Below are 26,220 nucleotides of genomic sequence, written 5' to 3'. Positions count from 1 at the left end.
TAATGCCGGGTTCGTTAACCCGGCATTTTTTTATCTTCCACGGTAAAACACGCCTCCATACACTGCATAAATATCTGCATTGCCGGGCTGACCGCTTTCCCGGCATGATGGGCGCACAGCGCCATGATCGATAGCGACGGCGCGCCAAACGGCAGCTCTTTCAACTGACCGGTACTAAGTTCTCGTTCAACGGCAAAACGTGGTAAAAAGCTGATGCCCAGGTTAGCAGCCACACACTGTTTAATGCTCTCAATACTCCACAGTTCAATGGTGTTTTCCAGCGTAATCCGCCTCTGCCGTAGCGTACTTTCAAACAGCTGGCGGAAGACACATTGCGGTTCATTGATGATGAAGCTGCAGGGGATATGCTGATCTGGCTGCGTAAAATCAGCATCCTGTAGCAGTGGAGAGGCCACCAGCGCCAGCGACTGCTCCCCCAGTTGCTGCATCGTGAGCGCGTCATCATTACCTACGCGATAAAAAACGCCTAGATCGACCTCGTCATTCAGCAACGCATCACGTATCACATAGCAATTCAGCGATTGTAGCGACAATCTGACATTCGGCGCTCGCAGCTTAAAACGTTGTAAAACCTGCGGCATTTTGTACGCCAGTAAGGTTTCACCTGTCGCCACGCGCAGCTCTCCGCCGGGTTCCGCATCCTGTCTTGCGGCTTCACGAATCGACTCCATCACACGCGTCAGTTCATGGATATGCGGCATCAGCTTTTTCCCCTCATTGGTCAGGCACATTCGGCGCCCTATTTTCTCGAACAGTTGCAGGGAAAACTCACGTTCAAGCTGTTGAATATGAAAAGTTACTGTCGACTGAGTGCAGCACAGCTTTTGCGAAGCCCGCAGAAACGAGCCCTCTTCCACTACCGTTTTCAGCGTAATAAACCGACGCAGATCCATAACCACCAACCTATCGAAAATCTCGAATTCAGAATTAAAAAACATTCATTTTTTTAAATATTTCATATCGGGTACTGTCTGCTAAAACAGAGGAGATGACAAGTGACACCGATGCTTTTAAGCGCTTTCTGGACTTATACATTAATCACCGCCCTTACCCCCGGCCCAAACAATATTCTCGCGCTTAGCGCAGCAACTGCACATGGTTTTCGGCAGAGTATTCGTGTACTGGCAGGTATGAGTCTGGGATTTTTGGTCGTCATGCTGCTGTGCGCCGGGATCGCGTTTTCCCTTGCGGTTATCGATCCGGCAATCATTCATTTGCTCAGTTGGGTAGGGGCTGCGTATATCCTGTGGCTGGCGTGGAAAATTGCCACCAGTCCAGCGGCGGATGAGAAGGTCAGACCAAAACCGGTTGGCTTTTGGGTAAGCTTTGGCCTGCAGTTTGTGAACGTCAAAATTATTCTGTACGGCATTACCGCTCTGTCTACATTTGTTTTACCGCAAACGCAGGCGCTGAACTGGGTCATCGGCGTCAGTATATTGCTGGCATTGATCGGCACGTTCGGTAATGTGTGCTGGGCGCTGGCGGGACATCTGTTTCAGCGGGCGTTTCGCCATTATGGTCGCCAGTTAAATATCATTCTGGCGTTACTGCTGGTGTACTGCGCGGTGCGGATTTTTTACTGACACAAATAAAACAAAAGCGGAAAAGGCCCGGCCTCTTCCGCTTGTTATTACCGGATAAGCCTTACAGGCTTTCGGTAAAGGTACGAGCGATAACGTCGCGCTGCTGTTCCGGCGTCAGGGAGTTAAAACGCACCGCATAACCAGAAACACGAATAGTCAGCTGCGGGTATTTTTCCGGATGCTTAACCGCGTCTTCCAGAGTTTCACGACGCAGAACGTTAACGTTCAGATGCTGACCGCCTTCAACGCGTACTTCCGGTTTAACTTCCATCGGAATTTCACGGTATTCAATCTCGCCCAGTTTGCTGACAGCCACAACTTCATCTTCAGCAAAGCCGGATTTTGCAACGATGCAGCGCGCTTCGCCTTTTTCGCTGTCCAGCAGCCAGAAGGAATTCAGCAGGTCGTCGTTAGCGGCTTTAGTAATCTGGATACCTGTAATCATGTGATGCCTCCCCAGGCAAAATTATTTGATTTCGGTCGGCCTAATCCCGGCCAATTGGTAAAACCATTGTTGCTTGAGTGTATATATACCCTTCGATCACCCTTCATTCTTTGATTTAAATCAATAAAAACCACACCACAAAAAGGGTGATGAAGGGAATTTATTGTTTTACATCAACTTACACCATTCAGACCTATAAACTTTTTACATAAATTTTCAACTATCTTTTGTAGGTAACCGTTTTTGTAGCACGCAGGATTTTGCACTGCAGAAAGAAGCAGTTAAGCTAAGGGAACTGGAAATTCGCAGGAGAGCGAGATGGCGACTGAGTTAACCTGGCACGATGTGCTGGCTGATGAGAAACAGCAACCTTACTTTATCAATACGCTTCACACTGTTGCTGGCGAGCGTCAGTCGGGTATCACGGTCTACCCGCCGCAAAAAGATGTGTTTAACGCCTTTCGCTTTACGGAACTGGGCGACGTTAAGGTGGTGATCCTGGGACAAGATCCTTACCACGGCCCCGGCCAGGCACATGGTCTGGCGTTTTCCGTGCGTCCTGGGATCGCTCCCCCGCCGTCATTAGTGAATATATACAAAGAGCTGGAAGCCTCCATTCCCGGCTTTGTTCGCCCCGCGCACGGTTATCTGGAAAGCTGGGCGCGCCAGGGCGTACTGTTACTGAATACGGTGCTCACGGTACGGGCAGGCCAGGCGCACTCTCATGCCAGCCTGGGGTGGGAAACCTTTACGGATAAAGTGATAAGCCTGATTAACCAACACCGCGAAGGGGTCGTCTTCCTGCTGTGGGGCTCGCACGCCCAGAAGAAAGGCGCGATTATTGATCCACAGCGCCACCATATTCTGAAAGCCCCGCATCCCTCGCCACTCTCTGCGCACCGTGGATTTTTTGGCTGTAACCATTTTGCGCTAACGAACCAATGGCTGGAACAACACGGCGAGAAAACTATCGACTGGACGCCAGTATTACCGGCTGAGAGTGAATAACGTTGGCGGCTCGCCGTTTTATCGCCCGGATAACGGCGCGAAAGCGCCTTGTCTGGCCGGGCGGCAGGAAGTACATCATTGGCCCGGCGCGCGTTGCGTCACCGGGCTGCAGCCCTTACGCTTTATTCTGTCGCCACCACTCGGCGAGCAGCACGCCTGTCGCAACCGACACATTCAGGCTTTCCACGTTCCCGGTGCCGTTAATTTTCACGCACAGATCGTCGGGTTCGCGCGCCGCTTCCGGCAGGTAGTCATATTCACGGCCTAAGACCAGCACCATCTTTTCCGGCAGGGTCGTACTAAAGAGCGCCTGACCGCGATCGCTGGACGTCGTCACCACGGTGTACCCCGCCTGACGAAAATCATCCAGTACGTCAACAATGCTTTCACCAGTGATCGGCTGGACATGCTCCGCCCCGCCTTCCGCGGTACGAATCGCCGCGCCGGACTCCAGCAACGCCGCATCCTGTACCACCACGCCTTTCACGCCGAAGTGCGCGCAGCTACGCATCATGCCGCCCAGATTATGCGGGTTAGCGACATCTTCCAACGCCAGCACGCAGTCTTGATCCGCCGCCTGCTTTACCCATTGCTTAACGGTCGTACCGTTACGCTTTTTAATCAGGAAACACACGCCACCGTGGTGCTCGGTGCCGGAAGCTTTTGCCAGTTCGGCTTCATCCACCACATGGTAGGCTTTACGATTCGCCGCCATCCAGCGCAGCGCCTCTTTAAAACGCGGGGTCACGCTTTGGATAAACCATGCGCGCACGATGGCGTCAGGACGGCTCTGGAATAGCGCCTGGCAGGCATTTTCGCCGTAGACGCGTGTCTCTTCCGCACGCTGGCGACGCAAAACTTCAGGGTCGATAAAACTTTTACCGCTAATACCACCATGATCGACTTTCTCAGGAGTTTCATCGCCTGGCGCGCGGGACACGGTGCGCCACGGCGAAGTTTCATGTTTACGGTCACGGCTCTGATTATTTCGCTCATCACGGGCGGGACGACGTCCACCGTCAGTGCGAGACTTTGCTGGGCGGCCTCCCCCTTTCCCGGTACGCGGGTTATGGGTGCGTTTATCAGAGTCATCATCACTACGGACATACATCACTTTGACTTTGCCGCTTTTGTTTTTTAATTCATCGTTCATGCTTTTCTCCACCAGCGCTGCGCGAAGCGCGAAGATTACCCGATGTGCATCCGGTTAGCCATGATTTCGTTTAAAAGCTTGCGACTATTGTACTCATTGAATAAAACACATTGTTGTTTAGCACAGACTCCTCGATAATATGTAACATTATAGAAACATCCCGCGCGTAGCGGGACGTCTTCCGACGTATTCAGAGGTTAGCTATGAACACCGTTTGTACCCATTGTCAGGCCATTAACCGCATCCCCGACGATCGGCTTCAGGACGCGGCAAAATGTGGACGCTGCGGTCATGAGTTGTTTGACGGAGAAGTCATTAATGCGACCGGCGAAACGCTGGACAAACTGTTGAAGGACGATCTTCCAGTGGTGATCGACTTTTGGGCCCCCTGGTGCGGCCCTTGCCGTAACTTTGCGCCAATCTTCGAGGATGTCGCAGAAGAGCGCAGCGGTAAAGTCCGTTTCGTCAAAGTGAATACCGAGGCGGAACGGGAACTCAGCGCCCGTTTCGGTATCCGCAGCATCCCGACGATTATGATTTTTAAACATGGACAGGTGGTCGATATGCTTAATGGCGCAGTGCCTAAAGCGCCTTTCGACAGCTGGCTGAACGAAGCGCTGTAAACGCCACGGGGCGCATCTTGTGCCCCGTTTTCACCTCTGCCACAATAGCGTTTTTCTCCGCAAACGCTTTCTATGACCAATAACGCTGTCCTTCAGTTACGCGCCGAACGGCTTGCGCGCGCTACTCGCCCTTTTCTTGCCAGAGGCAATCGGGTTCGCCGCTGTCAACGCTGCCTGCTGCCGCTAAAATCTTGCCTGTGTGATACGTTAACGCCTTCTCAGGCGAAAAGCCGTTTTTGTCTGGTCATGTTTGACACTGAACCGATGAAACCCAGCAATACCGGCCGGCTGATAGCCGATATTTTGCCGGATACCGCGGCGTTTCAGTGGTCGCGTACCGAGCCGCCGCAGGCGTTGCTGGAGCTGGTACAGCATCCGGATTATCAGCCGATAGTGGTTTTTCCTGCGTCCTACGCCGACGAAGCGCGCGAGGTCATTTCCACCCCGCCCGCCGGGAAACCGCCGCTGTTTATCATGCTGGACGGCACCTGGCCCGAAGCACGTAAAATGTTTCGTAAAAGCCCTTATCTGGATCATCTGCCGGTCATTTCCGTCGATTTATCGCGTCTTTCCGCTTATCGTCTGCGTGAAATCCATGCCGAAGGGCAATATTGCACCGCCGAAGTCGCCATAGCGTTGTTAGATCTGGCGGGAGATACCGAGGCGGCAACCAGTTTAGGTGAACATTTCACCCGTTTCAAAACGCGCTATCTGGCAGGAAAAACGCAACATCCGGGAAACGTCACAGCATAAAATAGCGAAAGCGTTTAAAATTATCCGGTCACTTCTGTGTAAGGGAAACCGGTATGAGCCAGCAAGGACTGGAAGCGCTACTGCGACCAAAATCGATCGCGGTGATTGGCGCATCAATGAAGCCCCACCGCGCGGGTTACCTGATGATGCGTAACTTGTTGGCGGGCGGATTCAATGGCCCCGTCCTTCCCGTGACGCCCGCCTGGAAAGCCGTTTTAGGCGTCATGGCCTGGCCGGATATCGCCAGTCTTCCTTTCACCCCCGATCTGGCTATTTTATGCACTAACGCCAGCCGTAACCTGGCGTTACTGGACGCGCTTGGCGCGAAAGGGTGTAAAACGTGCATTATCCTTTCTGCTCCCACGTCGCAACATGAAGAACTTCTTGCCTGTGCCCGGCATTATAAAATGCGTCTGCTGGGTCCAAACAGTCTTGGGCTCCTCGCGCCGTGGCAAGGGCTGAATGCCAGCTTTTCTCCCGTCCCGATTAAACAGGGCAAGCTCGCTTTTATTTCCCAGTCTGCCGCCGTTTCCAATACTATTCTTGACTGGGCGCAACAGCGTGAAATGGGCTTTTCCTACTTTATCGCGCTGGGCGATAGCCTGGATATTGATGTCGATGAACTACTGGACTATCTGGCGCGCGATAGCAAGACCAGCGCAATTTTGCTCTATCTGGAACAGTTAAGCGACGCCCGCCGTTTTGTTTCCGCCGCCCGTAGCGCTTCACGTAACAAACCGATTCTGGTGATTAAAAGCGGCCGAAGCCCGGCAGCCCAGCGTTTACTTAATACCAGCGCGGGAATGGACCCTGCGTGGGATGCGGCCATCCAGCGCGCAGGCCTGCTGCGAGTCCAGGATACGCACGAGCTTTTTTCCGCCGTCGAAACACTGAGCCATATGCGTCCGCTACGCGGCGACAGACTGATGATCATCAGCAATGGCGCCGCGCCTGCCGCGCTGGCGTTAGATGAGTTGTGGTCGCGTAACGGCAAGCTGGCGACGTTGAGCGAAGAGACCTGCCTGCAACTACGGCAGGCGCTTCCCGCGCACATTGATATTGCCAATCCGCTGGATCTGTGTGATGACGCCAGCAGCGAACATTACGTCAAAACGCTGGATATCCTGCTCGCCAGTCAGGATTTTGACGCGCTTATGGTTATCCACTCTCCCAGCGCTGCCGCGCCGGGTACGGAAAGCGCCCATGCTCTGATCGAGACGATTAAGCGCCACCCCAGAGGCAAGTTTGTTACGCTGCTGACAAACTGGTGCGGCGAGTTCTCGTCTCAGGAGGCAAGACGGCTATTCAGCGAAGCCGGATTACCAACCTACCGCACGCCGGAAGGCACGATTACCGCGTTTATGCATATGGTGGAATACCGGCGTAACCAGAAGCAACTGCGGGAAACGCCAGCGTTGCCGAGTAACCTGACGTCCAATACCGCTGAGGCGCATAATCTGTTACAGCGGGCGATTGCGGAAGGCGCCACCTCACTGGATACCCATGAAGTACAGCCGATTTTACACGCCTATGGGCTGCATACGCTCCCAACCTGGATTGCCAGCGACAGCGCTGAAGCGGTGCATATCGCCGAACAGATAGGCTATCCGGTAGCTCTCAAGCTGCGCTCGCCCGACATTCCGCATAAATCTGAAGTTCAGGGGGTCATGCTTTACCTGCGGACCGCAAGCGAGGTACAACAGGCCGCGAACGCCATTTTCGATCGTGTAAAGATGGCCTGGCCGCAGGCGCGGATTCACGGTTTGCTGGTACAAAGCATGGCTAACCGCGCCGGCGCGCAGGAGCTGCGTGTGGTGGTCGAGCACGATCCGGTGTTTGGTCCTTTGATTATGTTGGGTGAAGGCGGCGTAGAGTGGCGTCCGGAAGAGCAGGCTGTCGTCGCGCTGCCGCCGCTCAACATGAATCTGGCGCGCTATCTGGTGATTCAGGGCATTAAACAGCGGAAAATTCGCGCCCGTAGCGCGCTGCGTCCGCTGGATATTGTCGGTTTAAGCCAATTGCTGGTCCAGGTTTCAAACCTGATTGTCGACTGCCCGGAAATTCAGCGTCTGGATATCCATCCGTTGCTGGCTTCCGCCAGTGAGTTTACCGCGCTGGATGTGACGCTGGATATTGCCCCGTTTGATGGCGATAACGAAAGTCGACTTGCGGTACGCCCCTATCCCCACCAGCTTGAAGAGTGGGTGGAGATGAAAAATGGCGATCGCTGCCTGTTCCGTCCTATCCTGCCGGAAGATGAGCCCCAACTGCGACAATTCATCGCCCAGGTCACCAAAGAGGATCTTTACTACCGTTATTTCAGCGAGATCAACGAATTCACCCATGAAGATTTAGCCAACATGACGCAGATCGACTACGATCGAGAAATGGCCTTTGTGGCCGTGAGGCGGATGGACAACGCTGAAGAGATCCTCGGCGTAACGCGCGCGATCTCCGATCCTGACAACGTAGATGCCGAGTTTGCCGTATTGGTGCGTTCAGATCTCAAAGGGTTGGGTTTAGGACGCCGTTTAATGGAGAAATTGATTGCCTATACTCGCGATCACGGATTGAAGCGGCTGAACGGTATTACGATGCCAAACAATCGCGGCATGGTCGCGCTGGCCAGAAAACTGGGATTTCAGGTCGATATCCAGCTCGAAGAGGGCATCGTGGGATTGACGCTGAATCTGGCCAAATGTGATGAATCGTGAGTAATGTACTGGAAATGTTGACCACTTTAACGGGTACTGATGTTATTATTGCTCGCTTATGTCGTCTGCATAGCACAGAGGACCCTTCAATGAACAGAGAAGAAATGCACTGTGATGTTGTCAAAATTTAAGCGTAATAAACATCAACAACACCTTGCCCAACTCCCTAAGATTTCTCAGTCAGTTGATGATGTAGATTTCTTTTATACTCCTGCTACTTTTCGGGAGACACTGCTGGAGAAAATCGCCAGCGCGACGCAGCGTATTTGTATCGTTGCCCTGTATCTGGAACAGGACGATGGGGGTAAAGGTATACTCGACGCGCTCTATGCGGCTAAACGGCAGCGTCCTGAACTGGACGTGAGGGTGCTGGTCGACTGGCATCGCGCGCAACGCGGGCGCATTGGCGCAGCGGCCTCGAATACCAATGCAGACTGGTATTGCCGACTGGCGCAGGAAAACCCCGGCATTGATGTCCCGGTTTACGGCGTACCGATTAATACGCGAGAAGCGCTTGGCGTACTGCATTTTAAAGGCTTTATCATTGATGATAGCGTCCTGTACAGCGGCGCCAGCCTGAACGATGTCTATCTCCATCAGCATGACAAATATCGTTACGATCGCTACCAGCTGATTCGCAATCGGCAAATGGCAGACATCATGTTTGACTGGGTGACGCAAAATCTGATGAATGGCCGTGGTGTGAATCGTCTGGATAATACCCAGCGTCCGAAAAGCCCGGAGATTAAAAACGATATCCGCTTATACCGTCAGGAGCTGCGTGATGCGTCATATCATTTTCAGGGTGACGCTAATGACGAGCAACTCTCCGTTACGCCGCTGGTCGGGCTTGGCAAATCCAGTCTGCTGAACAAAACCATTTTCCATCTCATGCCCTGTGCGGAGCATAAGCTCACCATTTGTACCCCTTATTTCAATCTACCAGCGGTGCTGGTGCGGAATATTATTCAGCTACTGCGCGACGGAAAGAAAGTCGAAATCATTGTTGGCGATAAAACCGCGAATGATTTTTACATTCCGGAAGATGAACCGTTCAAGATCATTGGCGCGCTGCCCTATCTCTATGAGATTAACCTGCGCCGCTTCCTGAGCCGTTTACAGTATTACGTCAATACCGATCAGCTTGTGGTGCGTCTGTGGAAAGATGACGACAATACCTATCATCTGAAAGGGATGTGGGTAGATGATAAATGGATGCTACTCACCGGCAACAATCTGAATCCCCGCGCCTGGCGTCTGGATCTGGAAAACGCCATTCTGATCCACGACCCTAAGCAGGAGCTTGCCCCTCAGCGGGAAAAAGAGCTGGAACTTATCCGAACGCACACAACCATCGTAAAACATTATCGTGACCTGCAGAGCATTGCCGACTATCCGATAAAAGTGCGTAAATTGATTCGCCGTCTGCGCCGGATCCGCATCGACAGATTAATTAGCCGTATCCTGTAATCGAAGCCCCGTCCTGTACGGGGTTTTCTCTTAGGAGTGAACTGGTGCGCGTGTTGATTCCTTTTACGGTGTTGTTTCTCTCCGGGTGCAGCCATCTGGCTAACGACCACTGGAGCGGTCAGGATAAAGCCCAACATTTTATGGCATCAGCGATGCTATCGGCAGCCGGTAATGAGTATGCGCGTCACCAGGGAGTAAGCCCTGACCGCAGCGCAGCGATAGGGCTGATGTTTTCTTTGAGTCTCGGAGCCTCAAAAGAACTCTGGGACAGCCGCCCGGAAGGCAGCGGCTGGAGCTGGAAAGATTTTGTCTGGGATGTCGCTGGCGCGACAACCGGTTACGCTATCTGGCAAATGGCGCGATACTAAAGGCGCAAGCCCTTTCCTTTACGGTGCAACATCAGCGAAACCAGGAAAGCCAGAACGGCCATCGCGGTAACATACCAGAAGAACGAACTCTCCATACCGACAGATTTTAGCGACAGCGCGACATATTCCGCAGAGCCGCCAAATAACGCATTTGCTACCGCGTAAGATAAACCGACGCCCAGGGCGCGAACCTGCGCCGGAAACATCTCCGCTTTCAGGATCCCGCTAATCGAGGTATAGAAACTCACAATCAATAGCGCGCACATCACTAAAGCAAATGCGGCATAAGGCGACGTCACATTCTGCAACGCGGAGAGAATTGGAACGGTGAAAAGCGTCGCGAGTGCGCCAAAACATAGCATAGAGGTGCGCCTGCCAATCTTATCGGATAACGCGCCGAATAACGGCTGCACCAACATGAAAACACACAGCGCGACCGTCATAATGACGCTGGCGACATTGGCATGCATACCTGCTGTATTTACCAGATATTTCTGCATATAGGTGGTGAAGGTATAAAAGCACAGCGAGCCTGCCGCGGTGAAACCAAGCACCATCAAAAAGGCTTTGCGATTACGCCACAAACCTTTCAACGAACCGGCTTCTTTTAATGCGCGAGTCTCATGCTTCGAGGTTTCATCCAGCTGGCGACGTAGCCATAACGCCACAACCGCCAGCACGGCGCCCAGCGCAAAGGGAATACGCCATCCCCAGGCACGAAGCTCAGCATCTTCCAGAACCTGCTGCAAAATCACAACGACCAGCAATGCCAGCAGTTGGCCACCGATAAGCGTAACATACTGAAACGAGGCGAAAAATCCCTTACGACCTTCAAGCGCAACTTCACTCATATATGTCGCGCTGGTCCCATACTCTCCCCCTACCGAGAGCCCCTGAAATAACCTTGCAATAAGTAGCAGCGCCGGTGCCCAGGTGCCGATGGTATCGTAACCAGGTAAGCAGGCAATCACCAGCGACCCCATGCACATCATGCACACCGAAATCAACATTGAGGCTTTGCGCCCGCGTCGATCGGCAATGCGTCCAAACAGCCAACCACCGATAGGTCGCATTAAAAAACCGGCGGCAAAGACGCCTGCCGTTTGCAAAAGCTGAGTGGTGGTATTACCAGAAGGAAAGAAGATATGTGCAAAATAGAGCGAGCAGAAAGAGTAGACGTAGAAATCAAACCATTCCACTAAGTTTCCGGAAGAAGCCCCCACGATAGCCCATATGCGCCGCCGCATCTCCGGAGCCTCAGCGTTGTTTTTATCTATACGCTGAATAATTTCTGCCATACTGTTCTCCTTGTTGCCAGGCTTAATCGGCCTTTTATTTTGGAGATTCAGATTACGCGAGACCAAAAAGTAAATAAAGTGTTAATTATTTGTTTGCTAATTTTTATCCCCACCGTGCCTGATGCTGGCGTTTCCGTTTCAGATAGTCTTCGTCCTGACGAATTTTATCCCACCAACCTTTGAAAACCGTTGCCGCCGCGGCCTTAATAGGATCATTACCCCGTGTATTCAGGCTGCCGTCTTCTGCATACTTTTTACCACCTTTATAGTTAGCGTATCGCCTGGCGCGGGTGTATCCCATCTGAATAAATTTACGCGCCATGTCCATACCAACGAAATCATCCTGCTGCCGGTAAGCTTCGAACAACTGGTAGATTTGCTCTGCGGATTTCATCGCCGATGCTTTATCTTTATAGCGCCAGAAAGGAAGAATTTCGCTTTTGTAGGGTTCAACCAGTAGCACCCCCTGCTCGCCTCGTCCAACCTGATACAATTCAGGCTGCTGGCGGAAGTCGATGCTGGAAAAGTCCTGCTGGTAGTTAAAAGGTTTGATAGCCAATGAAAATCCTCACTGCTTATATAAGCACGTGTAAAGGATAGTTCATCGTTAACGATTGGGTGGGTTGTGCTCTTATCAGTTCTACAAGAGCACCAGCTTCGTAGGCGGAATAATTGCTGTGGGCCGGATAAGGCGAAGCTGCCATCCGGCGGTGCCGGTTGCCTGATGGCGCTGCGCTTATCAGGCCTACATTTTTACAGTTACCACACACGCAAAGAAGCCCGTCCAGACGGACGGGCTTCTTCACTTGTCTGATGCCTGGCAGTTTATGGCGGGCGTCCTGCCCGCCACCCTACGGGCCGTTGCTGCGCAACGGGTGCTCACCGGCAGACCACAGATAAAACAAAAGGCCCAGTCTTTCGACAGGGCCCTTCGTTTTATTTGATGCCTGGCAGTTCCCTACTCTCGCATGGGGAGACCCCACACTACCATCGGCGCTACGGCGTTTCACTTCTGAGTTCGGCATGGGGTCAGGTGGGACCACCGCGCTACGGCCGCCAGGCAAATTCTTTGTGCTCTGTACGCAATTCTTTATCGCATCAGCGGCGTTGCCTGCGCTCGTAAACTCAGTCACATACTTCTGTATGCTCCTTCCTTTCCTTCGCTTGCCGCCTTGCTGCTGCGCAAATTATTGCGTACTCAACTCTGAATCAGTGCTGAAAATCGTCTCTCATCCGCCAAAACATCTTCGGCGTTGTAAGGTTAAGCCTCACGGTTCATTAGTACCGGTTAGCTCAACGCATCGCTGCGCTTACACACCCGGCCTATCAACGTCGTCGTCTTCAACGTTCCTTCAGGAGACCTAAAGTCTCAGGGAGAACTCATCTCGGGGCAAGTTTCGTGCTTAGATGCTTTCAGCACTTATCTCTTCCGCATTTAGCTACCGGGCAGTGCCATTGGCATGACAACCCGAACACCAGTGATGCGTCCACTCCGGTCCTCTCGTACTAGGAGCAGCCCCCCTCAGTTCTCCAGCGCCCACGGCAGATAGGGACCGAACTGTCTCACGACGTTCTAAACCCAGCTCGCGTACCACTTTAAATGGCGAACAGCCATACCCTTGGGACCTACTTCAGCCCCAGGATGTGATGAGCCGACATCGAGGTGCCAAACACCGCCGTCGATATGAACTCTTGGGCGGTATCAGCCTGTTATCCCCGGAGTACCTTTTATCCGTTGAGCGATGGCCCTTCCATTCAGAACCACCGGATCACTATGACCTGCTTTCGCACCTGCTCGCGCCGTCACGCTCGCAGTCAAGCTGGCTTATGCCATTGCACTAACCTCCTGATGTCCGACCAGGATTAGCCAACCTTCGTGCTCCTCCGTTACTCTTTAGGAGGAGACCGCCCCAGTCAAACTACCCACCAGACACTGTCCGCAACCCGGATTACGGGTCCACGTTAGAACATCAAACATTAAAGGGTGGTATTTCAAGGTCGGCTCCATGCAGACTGGCGTCCACACTTCAAAGCCTCCCACCTATCCTACACATCAAGGCTCAATGTTCAGTGTCAAGCTATAGTAAAGGTTCACGGGGTCTTTCCGTCTTGCCGCGGGTACACTGCATCTTCACAGCGAGTTCAATTTCACTGAGTCTCGGGTGGAGACAGCCTGGCCATCATTACGCCATTCGTGCAGGTCGGAACTTACCCGACAAGGAATTTCGCTACCTTAGGACCGTTATAGTTACGGCCGCCGTTTACCGGGGCTTCGATCAGGAGCTTCGCTTGCGCTGACCCCATCAATTAACCTTCCGGCACCGGGCAGGCGTCACACCGTATACGTCCACTTTCGTGTTTGCACAGTGCTGTGTTTTTAATAAACAGTTGCAGCCAGCTGGTATCTTCGACTGACTTCAGCTCCGTGAGTAAATCACTTCACCTACGTGTCAGCGTGCCTTCTCCCGAAGTTACGGCACCATTTTGCCTAGTTCCTTCACCCGAGTTCTCTCAAGCGCCTTGGTATTCTCTACCTGACCACCTGTGTCGGTTTGGGGTACGATTTGATGTTACCTGATGCTTAGAGGCTTTTCCTGGAAGCAGGGCATTTGTTGCTTCAGCACCGTAGTGCCTCGTCGTCACGCCTCAGTGTTAAAGTGAACCGGATTTACCTGGAACACACACCTACACGCTTAAACCGGGACAACCGTCGCCCGGCCAACATAGCCTTCTCCGTCCCCCCTTCGCAGTAACACCAAGTACGGGAATATTAACCCGTTTCCCATCGACTACGCCTTTCGGCCTCGCCTTAGGGGTCGACTCACCCTGCCCCGATTAACGTTGGACAGGAACCCTTGGTCTTCCGGCGAGCGGGCTTTTCACCCGCTTTATCGTTACTTATGTCAGCATTCGCACTTCTGATACCTCCAGCAACCCTCACAGGCCACCTTCGCAGGCTTACAGAACGCTCCCCTACCCAACAACACACAGTGTCGCTGCCGCAGCTTCGGTGCATGGTTTAGCCCCGTTACATCTTCCGCGCAGGCCGACTCGACCAGTGAGCTATTACGCTTTCTTTAAATGATGGCTGCTTCTAAGCCAACATCCTGGCTGTCTGGGCCTTCCCACATCGTTTCCCACTTAACCATGACTTTGGGACCTTAGCTGGCGGTCTGGGTTGTTTCCCTCTTCACGACGGACGTTAGCACCCGCCGTGTGTCTCCCGTGATAACATTCTCCGGTATTCGCAGTTTGCATCGGGTTGGTAAGCCGGGATGGCCCCCTAGCCGAAACAGTGCTCTACCCCCGGAGATGAATTCACGAGGCGCTACCTAAATAGCTTTCGGGGAGAACCAGCTATCTCCCGGTTTGATTGGCCTTTCACCCCCAGCCACAGGTCATCCGCTAATTTTTCAACATTAGTCGGTTCGGTCCTCCAGTTAGTGTTACCCAACCTTCAACCTGCCCATGGCTAGATCACCGGGTTTCGGGTCTATACCCTGCAACTTAACGCCCAATTAAGACTCGGTTTCCCTCCGGCTCCCCTATTCGGTTAACCTTGCTACAGAATATAAGTCGCTGACCCATTATACAAAAGGTACGCAGTCACACAGGTAAACCTGTGCTCCCACTGCTTGTACGTACACGGTTTCAGGTTCTTTTTCACTCCCCTCGCCGGGGTTCTTTTCGCCTTTCCCTCACGGTACTGGTTCACTATCGGTCAGTCAGGAGTATTTAGCCTTGGAGGATGGTCCCCCCATATTCAGACAGGATACCACGTGTCCCGCCCTACTCATCGAGCTCACAGCACATGCGCTTTTGTGTACGGGGCTGTCACCCTGTATCGCGCGCCTTTCCAGACGCTTCCACTAACACACATGCTGATTCAGGCTCTGGGCTCCTCCCCGTTCGCTCGCCGCTACTGGGGGAATCTCGGTTGATTTCTTTTCCTCGGGGTACTTAGATGTTTCAGTTCCCCCGGTTCGCCTCATTAACCTATGGATTCAGTTAATGATAGTGTGACGAGTCACACTGGGTTTCCCCATTCGGGTATCGCCGGTTATAACGGTTCATATCACCTTACCGGCGCTTATCGCAGATTAGCACGCCCTTCATCGCCTCTGACTGCCAGGGCATCCACCGTGTACGCTTAGTCGCTTAACCTCACAACCCGAAGATGTTTCTTTCGATTCATCATCGTGTTGCGAAAATTTGAGAGACTCACGAACAACTTTCGTTGTTCTGTGTTTCAATTTTCAGCTTGATCCAGATTTTTAAAGAGCAAATATCTCAAACGTGACTCGTAAGTCAGTTTTGAGATATTAAGGCAGGTGACTTTCACTCACAAACCAGCAAGTGGCGTCCCCTAGGGGATTCGAACCCCTGTTACCGCCGTGAAAGGGCGGTGTCCTGGGCCTCTAGACGAAGGGGACACGAAAATTGCTTATCACGCGCTGCGTGATATTTTCGTGTAGGGTGAGCTTTCATTAATAGAAAGCGAACGGCCTTATTTTTTCAGCCTCACTCCCAACGCGTAAACGCCTTGCTATTTACTTTCTATCAGACAATCTGTGTGAGCACTGCAAAGAACAGTTCTTTAAGGTAAGGAGGTGATCCAACCGCAGGTTCCCCTACGGTTACCTTGTTACGACTTCACCCCAGTCATGAATCACAAAGTGGTAAGCGCCCTCCCGAAGGTTAAGCTACCTACTTCTTTTGCAACCCACTCCCATGGTGTGACGGGCGGTGTGTACAAGGCCCGGGAACGTATTCACCGTGGCATTCTGATCCACGATTACTAGCGATTCCGACTTCATGGAGTCGAGTTGCAGACTCCAATCCGGACTACGACGCACTTTATGAGGTCCGCTTGCTCTCGCGAGGTCGCTTCTCTTTGTATGCGCCATTGTAGCACGTGTGTAGCCCTGGTCGTAAGGGCCATGATGACTTGACGTCATCCCCACCTTCCTCCAGTTTATCACTGGCAGTCTCCTTTGAGTTCCCGACCTAATCGCTGGCAACAAAGGATAAGGGTTGCGCTCGTTGCGGGACTTAACCCAACATTTCACAACACGAGCTGACGACAGCCATGCAGCACCTGTCTCACAGTTCCCGAAGGCACCAATCCATCTCTGGAAAGTTCTGTGGATGTCAAGACCAGGTAAGGTTCTTCGCGTTGCATCGAATTAAACCACATGCTCCACCGCTTGTGCGGGCCCCCGTCAATTCATTTGAGTTTTAACCTTGCGGCCGTACTCCCCAGGCGGTCTACTTAACGCGTTAGCTCCGGAAGCCACGCCTCAAGGGCACAACCTCCAAGTAGACATCGTTTACGGCGTGGACTACCAGGGTATCTAATCCTGTTTGCTCCCCACGCTTTCGCACCTGAGCGTCAGTCTTTGTCCAGGGGGCCGCCTTCGCCACCGGTATTCCTCCAGATCTCTACGCATTTCACCGCTACACCTGGAATTCTACCCCCCTCTACAAGACTCAAGCCTGCCAGTTTCGAATGCAGTTCCCAGGTTGAGCCCGGGGATTTCACATCCGACTTGACAGACCGCCTGCGTGCGCTTTACGCCCAGTAATTCCGATTAACGCTTGCACCCTCCGTATTACCGCGGCTGCTGGCACGGAGTTAGCCGGTGCTTCTTCTGCGGGTAACGTCAATTGCTGCGGTTATTAACCACAACACCTTCCTCCCCGCTGAAAGTACTTTACAACCCGAAGGCCTTCTTCATACACGCGGCATGGCTGCATCAGGCTTGCGCCCATTGTGCAATATTCCCCACTGCTGCCTCCCGTAGGAGTCTGGACCGTGTCTCAGTTCCAGTGTGGCTGGTCATCCTCTCAGACCAGCTAGGGATCGTCGCCTTGGTGAGCCGTTACCTCACCAACAAGCTAATCCCATCTGGGCACATCTGATGGCAAGAGGCCCGAAGGTCCCCCTCTTTGGTCTTGCGACGTTATGCGGTATTAGCCACCGTTTCCAGTAGTTATCCCCCTCCATCAGGCAGTTTCCCAGACATTACTCACCCGTCCGCCACTCGTCAGCGAAGCAGCAAGCTGCTTCCTGTTACCGTTCGACTTGCATGTGTTAGGCCTGCCGCCAGCGTTCAATCTGAGCCATGATCAAACTCTTCAATTTAAAAGTTTGATGCTCAAAGAATTAAACTTCGTAATGAATTACGTGTTCACTCTTGAGACTTGGTATTCATTTTTCGTCTTGCGACGTCAAGAATCCGTATCTTCGAGTGCCCACACAGATTGTCTGATAAATTGTTAAAGAGCAGTGCAACGCGGCTTTCGCTCACCGTTGCGAGGTGGCGTATATTACGCTTTCCTCTTTTTGAGTCAAGCCTTTATTTTCGCTTTCCTCACAGACTTCTTAACGAAGCCTTTCTGACCCGGCGGCCTGTATGCCGTTGTTCCGTGTCAGTGGTGGCGCATTATAGGGAGTTATTAGAGCCTGACAAGACCTAAATGCAAAAAAAAGCTCAACCGTTCACTTTTCAAACAACATTTGAACCAAAAGCCTATTTTCGCCTGGTTTTTAAACAAAAACGAGCCCGTCAGGGCCCGTTTTATTCAAATTTGTGACTTACTGCACTGCCACAATACGATCATCATTGGCTTCAAGGCGAATCACTTTGCCAGGAACCAGTTCACCAGACAGGATTTGCTGCGCCAGTGGGTTTTCGATCTGCTGTTGAATAGCACGTTTTAACGGACGCGCCCCGTAGACCGGATCGTAACCGTTGGCGCTCAACAGTTTCAGCGCCTCGTCGGAGATATGGATTTCATAACCACGTTCTTCCAGACGTTTGTACAGACGCTGCAGCTGGATCTGAGCAATAGAAGCGATGTGTTGCTCACCTAACGGATGGAATACCACAACTTCATCAATACGGTTGATAAATTCCGGACGGAAGTTTTGGCTAACCACACCCAGCACCATCTCTTTCATTCGACCGTAATCCAGTTCGCCAAAGCGCTCCTGAATGAGATCGGAACCGAGGTTAGAAGTCATAATGACCACCGTATTACGGAAGTCGACCGTTCTCCCCTGCCCGTCAGTCAGCCGACCGTCGTCCAGCACCTGCAACAGAATGTTGAATACATCCGGATGCGCTTTTTCTACTTCATCCAACAAGATGACGGAATAAGGACGACGGCGTACCGCTTCTGTCAAATAACCGCCTTCTTCATAGCCGACATATCCCGGAGGCGCCCCGACCAAACGAGACACGGAGTGTTTCTCCATAAACTCAGACATGTCGATACGCACCATCGCGTCGTCGCTGTCGAACATAAAGTTAGCCAGCGCTTTACACAGTTCGGTTTTACCGACCCCCGTCGGCCCAAGGAACAGGAAGGAACCAATCGGACGGTTCGGATCGGACAGCCCTGCACGGCTACGACGTATGGCGTTCGATACTGCTTCAACGGCTTCATTCTGCCCGATCACACGGCTGTGTAACTCTTGTTCCATACGCAACAGTTTTTCACGTTCGCCTTCCAGCATTCTGGCAACCGGAATACCGGTCCAGCGCGCCAGCACTTCGGCAATTTCCGCATCCGTTACTTTGTTACGTAACAGACGCATGGTTTTACCTTCCGACTGGGTCGCGGCTTCCAACTGTTTTTCCAGCTCCGGAATTTTGCCGTACTGCAGTTCAGACATTCGCGCCAGGTCGCCAACGCGACGCGCCTGCTCGATGGCGATCTTCGCCTGCTCCAGCTCCGCTTTAATAGTTTGCGTACCAGAGAGCGACGCTTTTTCCGCTTTCCACTCTTCTTCTAACTCAGAATACTGGCGCTCTTTGTCGTCCAGTTCTTCGTTGAGCATATCGAGACGTTTTTTACTCGCCTCGTCAGACTCTTTCATCAACGCCTGCTGTTCCAGTTTGAGCTGAATAATGCGGCGGTCGAGTCTGTCCAGCTCCTCCGGCTTAGAGTCAATCTGCATACGAATGCTGGATGCCGCTTCATCGATCAGGTCGATAGCTTTATCCGGCAACTGACGGTCGGCGATGTAGCGGTGAGATAATGTTGCCGCCGCCACAATCGCCGGGTCAGTGATCTGCACATGGTGGTGCAGCTCGTAACGTTCTTTCAGGCCACGCAGAATAGCAATGGTGTCTTCCACTGAAGGTTCTGCGACAAACACTTTTTGAAAACGACGTTCCAGCGCCGCGTCTTTTTCAATGTACTGACGGTATTCATCCAGCGTGGTGGCGCCCACACAGTGCAGTTCACCACGCGCCAGCGCCGGTTTCAGCATATTCCCGGCGTCCATGGCGCCATCGGCCTTACCTGCGCCAACCATCGTGTGCAGCTCATCGATAAACAGGATGACGTTGCCTTCCTGTTTCGCCAGATCGTTCAGCACGCCTTTCAGACGCTCTTCAAATTCGCCGCGATATTTCGCCCCGGCCACCAGCGCGCCCATATCCAGCGCCAGTACGCGGCGACCTTTTAAGCCTTCAGGGACTTCACCGTTAATAATGCGCTGCGCCAGTCCTTCAACAATTGCCGTTTTACCGACCCCTGGCTCACCGATTAACACCGGGTTGTTTTTAGTACGACGTTGCAGTACCTGAATGGTACGGCGAATTTCTTCATCACGACCAATTACCGGGTCAAGCTTACCTTGTTCAGCCCGCTCGGTCAGATCGACGGTATATTTTTTCAAGGCCTGACGTTGGTCTTCAGCCCCTTGATCGTTCACGCTTTCACCTCCGCGCATCTGTTCAATTGCCTGAGTGATATTGACCGTGGTCGCACCGGCTGATTTCAGCAGATCGGTTAACGTGCCGCGAGACTCAAGCGCCGCCAGAACAAACAGCTCTGACGAAATAAAATTGTCCCCTCGTTTTTGCGCCAGCTTGTCGCAAAGGTTCAGTACGCGTACCAGTTCCGAAGAAGGCTGTACGTCGCCGCCGGTGCCTTCCACCTGCGGTAAACGGCTCAGCGCCTGATCGATAGCGGTGCGCAACTGGCCAGCATTAATGCCGGCGGAGGTTAATAAAGGACGTATCGATCCCCCTTCCTGGTTCAGCAAGGCGCTCATTAAATGAAGAGGTTCGATGAATTGGTTGTCGTGCCCCAGCGCGAGCGACTGGGCATCGGCAAGAGCAAGCTGGAATTTGTTAGTAAGACGATCCAGACGCATAACTCCTCCCATAACAGGTCAAAATTGCTACTGGAGATTAAATGAGGTCATCCCTCAATTATTCAAGGTGAATGACCTGAATTATGTGAAAAGAAAGTTACCCGTACCGGATCGTCTTGATTCTTTAGGTTATATCAGCCAAATAAAACTTGCCATACGACCTGTCGTCTTGTCGCGACGATAAGAGAAGAAAGTCTCACTTTCGCTAAAGGTGCAGCGATCCCCGCCATAGACATGTTCAACGCCGGTATTCGCCAGACGTTGGCGTGCAAGCTGATAAATATCCGCCAGAAATTTTTCCCCGTGCGGCAAAAATGCGCTATCGGCTTGCGCATCTTTTGCTAAAAATGCGTCACGCACTTCCGGCCCCACTTCAAACGCGGTCGGGCCGATCGCCGGACCTAACCAGGCGATGATATTTTCTGGTTTGTCAGCAAAGCAGGTGACAGTTTCCTCCAGTACGCCTTCACATAATCCGCGCCAGCCCGCATGAGCCGCCGCCACTTCTGTTCCCTCACGGTTACAGAATAGCACAGGCAGGCAGTCTGCCGTCATTACCGCGCAGACGGTTCCTGGCGTATTGCTGTAAGACGCATCCGCACGTTTGGAGGCATAAGGTTCTCCGGTAAGCCTCAACACATTTTTACCGTGAACCTGTTCAAGCCAGACAGGTTTCGAAGGCAGATTGCCCGCCGCAAACAGACGCTTGCGGTTCTCTTCAACATGCTCCGGGTTATCGCCGCAATGCGCGCCCAGATTCAGCGAGTCGTAAGGCGGTAAACTCACCCCGCCAATACGGGTAGAACTACAGGCTGCGACGCCTTTCGGCAGCGGCCACTGCGGGACAATCAGTGCATTCATAACCAGTCCACATCATCTTTATGATCTTCGAAATCGACGCGCATCGCATCAATAAGGTCCACCATATCCTGTGGAATCGGCGCGTGCCACTCCATTTCGATACCCGATACAGGATGGTAGAGACGCAGCATCGTTGCATGAAGCGCCTGGCGGTCAAACTTACGCAGAGTGGAAATAAACTCTTCCGATGCGCCTTTCGGTGGACGTGGACGACCACCGTAGACCTGATCGCCCACTAACGGGTGCGTAATATGCGCCATATGCACGCGGATCTGGTGCGTACGCCCGGTCTCCAGACGCAACCTAAGACGCGTGTGCACACGGAAATGTTCCATAATGCGGTAGTGGGTCACCGCCGGTTTGCCCATGGGATGTACCGACATATGGGTACGTTTGGTCGGGTGACGACTAATGGGTTCATTCACCGTTCCTCCCGCCGTCATATGTCCGATCGCGACCGCTTCATATTCGCGGGTAATCTCGCGCAGCTGCAAAGACTCCACCAGGCGCGTTTGCGCCGGAACGGTTTTGGCCACCACCATCAGCCCCGTCGTGTCCTTATCCAGACGATGCACAATGCCCGCGCGCGGAACATCCGCAATCGGCGGATAATAATGTAGCAACGCGTTCAGTACCGTACCGTCCGGGTTACCCGCGCCAGGATGTACCACCAGATCGCGTGGTTTGTTGATAACCAGAATATCGTCATCTTCATAAACAATATCTAACGGGATATCCTGCGCTTCAAAACGAATCTCTTCGTCGATCTCCGCATCAATAGCCACCCGCTCGCCGCCTAACACTTTTTCTTTTGGCTTATCGCAAAGTTGACCATTGACCAACACGCGCTGATTCAAAATCCATTCTTTTATACGCGAACGTGAATAATCCGGGAACATTTCGGCCAAAGCCTGATCTAAGCGTTGACCGAGTTGGTTTTCGGAGACCGTTGCGGTGAGTTGTACTCGTTGTGCCATATACAGCTTCTTCGTTTAACGTTGGGTTTTACGGCTTTGCCGTTTAATATAGTGTGCTATTGTAGCTGGTCTTAACCGGGAGCAGGAACAGAGAATCTCCCGTAAAACATTTTGAGGAAAGTCAAAACGTCATGACGCGCATGAAATATCTGGTGGCAGCAGCCACGTTGAGCCTGTTTCTGGCGGGTTGCTCGGGTTCAAAGGAAGAGGTGCCCGATAATCCGCCGAATGAAATCTACGCGACTGCTCAGCAAAAGCTGCAGGACGGTAACTGGAAACAGGCAATAACGCAATTGGAAGCGTTAGATAATCGTTATCCATTCGGACCGTATTCTCAGCAGGTGCAGTTGGATCTTATCTACGCCTATTACAAAAACGCCGATTTGCCGCTAGCGCAGGCCGCTATCGATCGTTTTATGCGTCTTAATCCAACGCACCCTAATATTGACTATGTCATGTACATGCGCGGCCTGACGAACATGGCGCTGGATGATAGCGCGCTGCAGGGTTTCTTTGGCGTCGATCGCAGCGATCGCGATCCGCAACATGCGCGGGCGGCGTTCAATGACTTTTCGAAACTGGTACGCAGCTATCCTAATAGCCAGTACACCACCGACGCCACTAAGCGTCTGGTATTCCTGAAAGACCGTCTGGCGAAATATGAATATTCCGTCGCAGAGTACTATACCGCGCGCGGCGCATGGGTTGCGGTCGTAAACCGGGTAGAAGGTATGCTACGCAATTATCCTGATACGCAGGCCACGCGCGATGCGTTGCCGCTGATGGAAAACGCCTATCGTCAGATGCAGCTGAATGCGCAGGCTGACAAAGTCGCGAAAATTATTGCCGCTAACAGCAAAAACACCTGAAGCAATACCAACAAGCAAAACGGCAGCCTTCCGGCTGCCGTTTTTTTATTCGATATCTGATGCAACAGAAATGATTTCACTGCAACGCATCCAGTCAAATATGGCCTGCTTTCAGCCATTCCTCAAGTAAAAGATCGCTTCTTCCTGCGATGCCTCACAAAAAGTTCGCCTTGACAAAAAGTGACAAAATAATGTGATTTACATCACACATTTTGACATTAAGAACGGTATGCTGGAATCACCAAGACGGGAAAGACAAGAGGTAAAATTTATGACAATGAACATTACCAGTAAACAAATGGAAATTACTCCGGCAATCCGCCAACATGTCGCAGACCGTCTCGCCAAACTGGAAAAATGGCAAACTCACCTGATTAATCCTCATATCATTCTGTCTAAAGAGCCACAGGGCTTTATTGCTGACGCCACCATTAATACACCGAACGGACATCTGGTCGCCAGCGCAAAACACGAAGATATGTACACCGCTATTAATGAATTGATCAACAAGCTGGAACGGCAGCTCAATAAAGTGCAGCACAAAGGCGAAGCCCGTCGTGCCACCGCATCGGTGAAAGATGCCAGCTTCGTCGAAGCAGAAGAAGAGTAGTCCCTTACATTGAGTGTATCGCCAACGCGCCTTCGGGCGCGTTTTTTGTTGACAGGATTAAAACAGTACGGGTACTGTACTTACGTACACAAAGGAAACAGTTATGAAGCTAACCCGGTTTTTCTTCGCATTCTTTTTTATCTTCCCCTGACCGGGAGGCGTTTCGTCATGTGATAAAGAATGCGAAGACGAACAAGAAGGCCTCCCCCACCGGGAGGCCTTTTTTATTGATAACAAAAAAGGCAACACTATGACATCGGAAAACCCATTACTGGCGCTGCGAGATAAAATCAGCGCTTTAGACGAAGAGTTACTGGCCTTACTGGCAAAACGACGCGCGCTGGCGATTGAAGTGGGACAAGCAAAACTACTGTCGCATCGTCCGGTTCGGGATATCGATCGTGAACGCGCGCTGCTGGACAGGCTCATCCATCTCGGTAAAGTCCACCATCTCGACGCACACTACATTACCCGTCTGTTCCAGCTTATCATTGAAGACTCCGTGCTTACTCAGCAGGCGCTGCTGCAACAACATCTGAATAATACTCACCCTCATTCGGCACGTATTGCGTTTCTTGGGCCGAAAGGCTCCTATTCTCATCTCGCGGCGCGCCAGTATGCCGCACGCCATTTTGAGCAATTTATCGAGAGCGGTTGCGCAAAATTCACCGATATTTTTCATCAGGTCGAAACCGGCCAGGCCGATTACGCCGTGGTTCCGATAGAGAACACCAGCTCCGGCGCTATCAACGATGTGTACGACTTATTGCAACACACCAGTCTGTCGATTGTCGGTGAGATGACCGTCACTATCGATCACTGCGTACTGGTTTCCGGCGCTACGGATCTGAATACCATCGAAACGGTGTACAGCCATCCGCAGCCGTTCCAGCAGTGCAGTAAATTTTTGAGCCGCTATCCGCACTGGAAAATTGACTATACCGAGAGTACGTCGGCAGCGATGGAAAAAGTCGCGCAGGCAAACTCTCCGCGCGTCGCGGCGCTCGGCAGCGAGGCAGGCGGCATGTTGCACGGTTTACAGGTGCTGGAACGCATCGCCGCAAACCAGACGCAGAATATCACCCGCTTTCTGGTACTGGCGCGCAAAGCCATTAATGTTTCCGATCAGGTTCCGGCAAAAACCACTCTGTTAATCGCCACCGGGCAGCAAGCTGGCGCGCTGGTCGAAGCGCTGCTGGTGCTGCGTAACCACAATCTCATCATGACGAAACTGGAGTCGCGCCCCATTCACGGCAATCCGTGGGAAGAGATGTTTTATCTCGATATTCAGGCGAACCTGGAGTCGCAGGTAATGCAAAGCGCGCTAAAAGAGCTGGGCGAGATCACGCGCTCAATGAAAGTGCTTGGCTGCTATCCCAGCGAAAACGTCGTGCCGGTAGAACCTGCCTGACGTTCAATAAAACGGCTTTTCTTCATCCCTGCGACGGCTACCTGCAGGGTGAAGATGGCGCCGGAGAGCGGATAATCCGCCACTTCCTGAGCAGACATATTTTCTCTGGTAGTTGTAATAAACAGCGTTTTCATATCTGCGCCGCCAAAGCAAACCATCGTCGGACAACGTACCGGCAACCGGTACTCTTCCAGTTGCTCTCCTTGCGGTGAGAAACGCGCCACGCGCCAGCCGTCAAACATCGCGCTCCAGTAGCACCCTTCGCTATCCATCGCCGCGCCGTCGGGAAGTCCTTCTCCTTCGCCAAAATGGCGAAAAAGTTCACGCTTGCCCGGTTCGCCATGCTTATCAAGTAACGTGCGGTATATCACGCCATTCGGCGTATCGGAGGTATACATCCACTGGTTATCCGGGCTGAACGCCAGGCCGTTGTGTCCCTGGATATCGCACTGGATCACTTTTGCCGTCAGGTCATGATCGATCCGCATCAGCAACGCGCCATTATAGTCACCTGGCGCCCAGAACGTTCCAGCATAAAAACGTCCATCGCCATCAGTGCCGCCATCGTTGAAACGCGCCAGTTTCGTATTAGAGGGATTGTCGCAAACCTTACGCTGCAATAATCCATTTTTATCGGCCAGCCAGATAGCATGACGCATGGCCACAATAAATCCGCCCTGCTCACGCAAGGCAAAACAGCCTACCTCTTCCGGAAACGCCAGCACGCTATGCGTCCCGCTCGCCGGATGGTAACGATGGATCTCCTGTTCCAGGATATCGGTCCAATACAGCGCGCTTTCATCCTCGCTCCATGTGGGGCATTCTGGTAGATGTCCGACATAATCAAATAAAACGTGCGGCGTAGTCATAACGGTTCCTTAAAC

General features: G+C 52.4%; 20 protein-coding genes, 1 tRNA gene, 3 rRNA genes and 1 other annotated feature. Of the genes, 11 read left to right on the top strand and 13 right to left on the bottom strand.

What is annotated here, in order from left to right; all coding sequences use genetic code 11:
• Window positions 1-14 precede the first annotated feature (14 nt).
• A complete protein-coding gene (locus QEN32_RS05800; RefSeq protein ID WP_001521114.1) occupies window positions 15-914 on the bottom strand; it encodes a LysR family transcriptional regulator in 900 nt (299 codons plus the stop codon).
• 102 nt (window positions 915-1,016) lie between these two features.
• On the opposite strand from QEN32_RS05800, the gene eamB reads away from it, so the two are divergent.
• A complete protein-coding gene (eamB, locus tag QEN32_RS05795; RefSeq protein ID WP_000188410.1) occupies window positions 1,017-1,604 on the top strand; it encodes a cysteine/O-acetylserine transporter in 588 nt (195 codons plus the stop codon).
• Between the two features lie 61 nt (window positions 1,605-1,665).
• Here the strand turns inward: eamB and grcA are convergent, their stop codons facing one another.
• On the bottom strand, window positions 1,666-2,049 hold the full coding sequence (gene grcA / locus QEN32_RS05790; protein WP_000627811.1) for an autonomous glycyl radical cofactor GrcA: 384 nt from the start codon (window positions 2,047-2,049) through the stop codon (window positions 1,666-1,668).
• Between the two features lie 318 nt (window positions 2,050-2,367).
• Between grcA and ung the strand changes: the two genes are divergently transcribed.
• Window positions 2,368-3,057 (top strand): uracil-DNA glycosylase, encoded by a 690-nt coding sequence (ung, locus tag QEN32_RS05785; protein WP_000179975.1) that lies wholly within the window; start codon window positions 2,368-2,370, stop codon window positions 3,055-3,057.
• A 115-nt stretch (window positions 3,058-3,172) separates the two neighbouring features.
• On the opposite strand, the gene QEN32_RS05780 is transcribed toward ung, so the two are convergent.
• On the bottom strand, window positions 3,173-4,210 hold the full coding sequence (locus QEN32_RS05780; RefSeq protein ID WP_000997368.1) for a tRNA/rRNA methyltransferase: 1,038 nt from the start codon (window positions 4,208-4,210) through the stop codon (window positions 3,173-3,175).
• 203 nt (window positions 4,211-4,413) lie between these two features.
• Between QEN32_RS05780 and trxC the strand changes: the two genes are divergently transcribed.
• The 5 genes from trxC to QEN32_RS05750 all read left to right on the top strand — a co-directional run bounded on the left by trxC (window position 4,414) and on the right by QEN32_RS05750 (window position 10,138).
• On the top strand, window positions 4,414-4,833 hold the full coding sequence (gene trxC / locus QEN32_RS05775) for a thioredoxin TrxC (RefSeq protein ID WP_001098732.1): 420 nt from the start codon (window positions 4,414-4,416) through the stop codon (window positions 4,831-4,833).
• A gap of 72 nt (window positions 4,834-4,905) precedes the next feature.
• Window positions 4,906-5,586: a tRNA-uridine aminocarboxypropyltransferase gene (gene tapT, locus QEN32_RS05770; protein WP_131045166.1), complete on the top strand. Its 681-nt coding sequence runs from the start codon at window positions 4,906-4,908 to the stop codon at window positions 5,584-5,586.
• 53 nt (window positions 5,587-5,639) lie between these two features.
• Window positions 5,640-8,300 (top strand): protein lysine acetyltransferase, encoded by a 2,661-nt coding sequence (gene pat, locus QEN32_RS05765; RefSeq protein ID WP_000082643.1) that lies wholly within the window; start codon window positions 5,640-5,642, stop codon window positions 8,298-8,300.
• 114 nt (window positions 8,301-8,414) lie between these two features.
• Complete coding sequence (gene pssA / locus QEN32_RS05755) at window positions 8,415-9,770, top strand: CDP-diacylglycerol--serine O-phosphatidyltransferase (protein ID WP_000949286.1); 1,356 nt, start codon at window positions 8,415-8,417, stop codon at window positions 9,768-9,770.
• A gap of 44 nt (window positions 9,771-9,814) precedes the next feature.
• Entirely contained in the window at window positions 9,815-10,138 is a 324-nt protein-coding gene (locus QEN32_RS05750) for a YfiM family lipoprotein (RefSeq protein ID WP_001264473.1), read from the top strand.
• Here the strand turns inward: QEN32_RS05750 and QEN32_RS05745 are convergent.
• The 9 genes from QEN32_RS05745 to rluD all read right to left on the bottom strand — a co-directional run bounded on the left by QEN32_RS05745 (window position 10,135) and on the right by rluD (window position 22,446).
• A complete protein-coding gene (locus QEN32_RS05745) occupies window positions 10,135-11,436 on the bottom strand; it encodes an MFS transporter (protein WP_265322228.1) in 1,302 nt (433 codons plus the stop codon). The genes QEN32_RS05750 and QEN32_RS05745 overlap by 4 nt on opposite strands.
• 103 nt (window positions 11,437-11,539) lie before the next feature.
• Window positions 11,540-11,995 carry a DUF4385 domain-containing protein gene (locus QEN32_RS05740; RefSeq protein WP_000985658.1) on the bottom strand — a complete coding sequence of 152 codons (456 nt, stop codon included), beginning with the start codon at window positions 11,993-11,995 and terminating at the stop codon, window positions 11,540-11,542.
• Between the two features lie 386 nt (window positions 11,996-12,381).
• Window positions 12,382-12,497 (bottom strand): 5S ribosomal RNA (gene rrf / locus QEN32_RS05735).
• Between the two features lie 196 nt (window positions 12,498-12,693).
• A 23S ribosomal RNA gene (locus QEN32_RS05730) occupies window positions 12,694-15,600 on the bottom strand.
• A 193-nt stretch (window positions 15,601-15,793) separates the two neighbouring features.
• A tRNA-Glu gene (locus QEN32_RS05725) sits at window positions 15,794-15,869 on the bottom strand.
• Window positions 15,870-16,039: 170 nt separating this feature from the next.
• Window positions 16,040-17,581, bottom strand: a 16S ribosomal RNA gene (locus tag QEN32_RS05720).
• The 16S, 23S and 5S rRNA genes sit together here with 1 tRNA gene alongside, the layout of an rRNA operon.
• Window positions 17,582-18,034: 453 nt before the next feature.
• Window positions 18,035-20,608, bottom strand: coding sequence for an ATP-dependent chaperone ClpB (gene clpB / locus QEN32_RS05715; protein ID WP_023200636.1), 2,574 nt, complete (start codon window positions 20,606-20,608; stop codon window positions 18,035-18,037).
• A 129-nt stretch (window positions 20,609-20,737) separates the two neighbouring features.
• Window positions 20,738-21,469 carry a purine nucleoside phosphorylase YfiH gene (yfiH, locus tag QEN32_RS05710; protein WP_000992639.1) on the bottom strand — a complete coding sequence of 244 codons (732 nt, stop codon included), beginning with the start codon at window positions 21,467-21,469 and terminating at the stop codon, window positions 20,738-20,740.
• Window positions 21,466-22,446, bottom strand: a complete 981-nt coding sequence (gene rluD, locus QEN32_RS05705; protein WP_023138905.1) for a 23S rRNA pseudouridine(1911/1915/1917) synthase RluD — start codon at window positions 22,444-22,446, stop codon at window positions 21,466-21,468. The genes yfiH and rluD overlap by 4 nt, the downstream gene beginning before the upstream one ends.
• 131 nt (window positions 22,447-22,577) lie before the next feature.
• Between rluD and bamD the strand changes: the two genes are divergently transcribed.
• The 4 genes from bamD to pheA all read left to right on the top strand — a co-directional run bounded on the left by bamD (window position 22,578) and on the right by pheA (window position 25,336).
• Complete coding sequence (gene bamD, locus QEN32_RS05700) at window positions 22,578-23,315, top strand: outer membrane protein assembly factor BamD (protein ID WP_000197660.1); 738 nt, start codon at window positions 22,578-22,580, stop codon at window positions 23,313-23,315.
• Between the two features lie 271 nt (window positions 23,316-23,586).
• Complete coding sequence (raiA, locus tag QEN32_RS05695) at window positions 23,587-23,925, top strand: ribosome-associated translation inhibitor RaiA (RefSeq protein ID WP_000178449.1); 339 nt, start codon at window positions 23,587-23,589, stop codon at window positions 23,923-23,925.
• Window positions 23,926-24,027: 102 nt separating this feature from the next.
• Window positions 24,028-24,153 (top strand) — a sequence feature (Phe leader region).
• Window positions 24,029-24,076, top strand: coding sequence for a pheA operon leader peptide PheL (gene pheL / locus QEN32_RS05690; RefSeq protein ID WP_010989056.1), 48 nt, complete (start codon window positions 24,029-24,031; stop codon window positions 24,074-24,076). (Overlaps the previous feature by 48 nt.)
• A gap of 22 nt (window positions 24,154-24,175) precedes the next feature.
• Complete coding sequence (gene pheA / locus QEN32_RS05685) at window positions 24,176-25,336, top strand: bifunctional chorismate mutase/prephenate dehydratase (RefSeq protein WP_080203073.1); 1,161 nt, start codon at window positions 24,176-24,178, stop codon at window positions 25,334-25,336.
• Here pheA and QEN32_RS05680 read toward each other — a convergent pair.
• On the bottom strand, window positions 25,297-26,205 hold the full coding sequence (locus tag QEN32_RS05680) for an SMP-30/gluconolactonase/LRE family protein (RefSeq protein ID WP_000210991.1): 909 nt from the start codon (window positions 26,203-26,205) through the stop codon (window positions 25,297-25,299). The genes pheA and QEN32_RS05680 overlap by 40 nt on opposite strands.
• Between the last annotated feature and the right edge of the window lie 15 nt (window positions 26,206-26,220).

The organism is Salmonella sp. SA14318 (genome assembly GCF_029866905.1).
In the GTDB taxonomy this organism is placed as follows: Bacteria; Pseudomonadota; Gammaproteobacteria; order Enterobacterales; family Enterobacteriaceae; genus Salmonella; species Salmonella enterica.
This window is presented reverse-complemented; position numbering and strand designations above follow the sequence as displayed.

Excerpts from the sequence above, each read along its gene's own strand:
- QEN32_RS05800 (WP_001521114.1), bottom strand. The coding sequence starts at position 914 with ATGGATCTGCGTCGGTTTATTACGCTGAAAACGGTAGTGGAAGAGGGC.
- grcA (WP_000627811.1), bottom strand. The coding sequence starts at position 2,049 with ATGATTACAGGTATCCAGATTACTAAAGCCGCTAACGACGACCTGCTG.
- ung (WP_000179975.1), top strand. The coding sequence starts at position 2,368 with ATGGCGACTGAGTTAACCTGGCACGATGTGCTGGCTGATGAGAAACAG.
- QEN32_RS05780 (WP_000997368.1), bottom strand. The coding sequence starts at position 4,210 with ATGAACGATGAATTAAAAAACAAAAGCGGCAAAGTCAAAGTGATGTAT.
- trxC (WP_001098732.1), top strand. The coding sequence starts at position 4,414 with ATGAACACCGTTTGTACCCATTGTCAGGCCATTAACCGCATCCCCGAC.
- tapT (WP_131045166.1), top strand. The coding sequence starts at position 4,906 with ATGACCAATAACGCTGTCCTTCAGTTACGCGCCGAACGGCTTGCGCGC.
- pat (WP_000082643.1), top strand. The coding sequence starts at position 5,640 with ATGAGCCAGCAAGGACTGGAAGCGCTACTGCGACCAAAATCGATCGCG.
- pssA (WP_000949286.1), top strand. The coding sequence starts at position 8,415 with ATGTTGTCAAAATTTAAGCGTAATAAACATCAACAACACCTTGCCCAA.
- QEN32_RS05745 (WP_265322228.1), bottom strand. The coding sequence starts at position 11,436 with ATGGCAGAAATTATTCAGCGTATAGATAAAAACAACGCTGAGGCTCCG.
- clpB (WP_023200636.1), bottom strand. The coding sequence starts at position 20,608 with ATGCGTCTGGATCGTCTTACTAACAAATTCCAGCTTGCTCTTGCCGAT.
- yfiH (WP_000992639.1), bottom strand. The coding sequence starts at position 21,469 with ATGAATGCACTGATTGTCCCGCAGTGGCCGCTGCCGAAAGGCGTCGCA.
- rluD (WP_023138905.1), bottom strand. The coding sequence starts at position 22,446 with ATGGCACAACGAGTACAACTCACCGCAACGGTCTCCGAAAACCAACTC.
- bamD (WP_000197660.1), top strand. The coding sequence starts at position 22,578 with ATGACGCGCATGAAATATCTGGTGGCAGCAGCCACGTTGAGCCTGTTT.
- raiA (WP_000178449.1), top strand. The coding sequence starts at position 23,587 with ATGACAATGAACATTACCAGTAAACAAATGGAAATTACTCCGGCAATC.
- pheA (WP_080203073.1), top strand. The coding sequence starts at position 24,176 with ATGACATCGGAAAACCCATTACTGGCGCTGCGAGATAAAATCAGCGCT.
- QEN32_RS05680 (WP_000210991.1), bottom strand. The coding sequence starts at position 26,205 with ATGACTACGCCGCACGTTTTATTTGATTATGTCGGACATCTACCAGAA.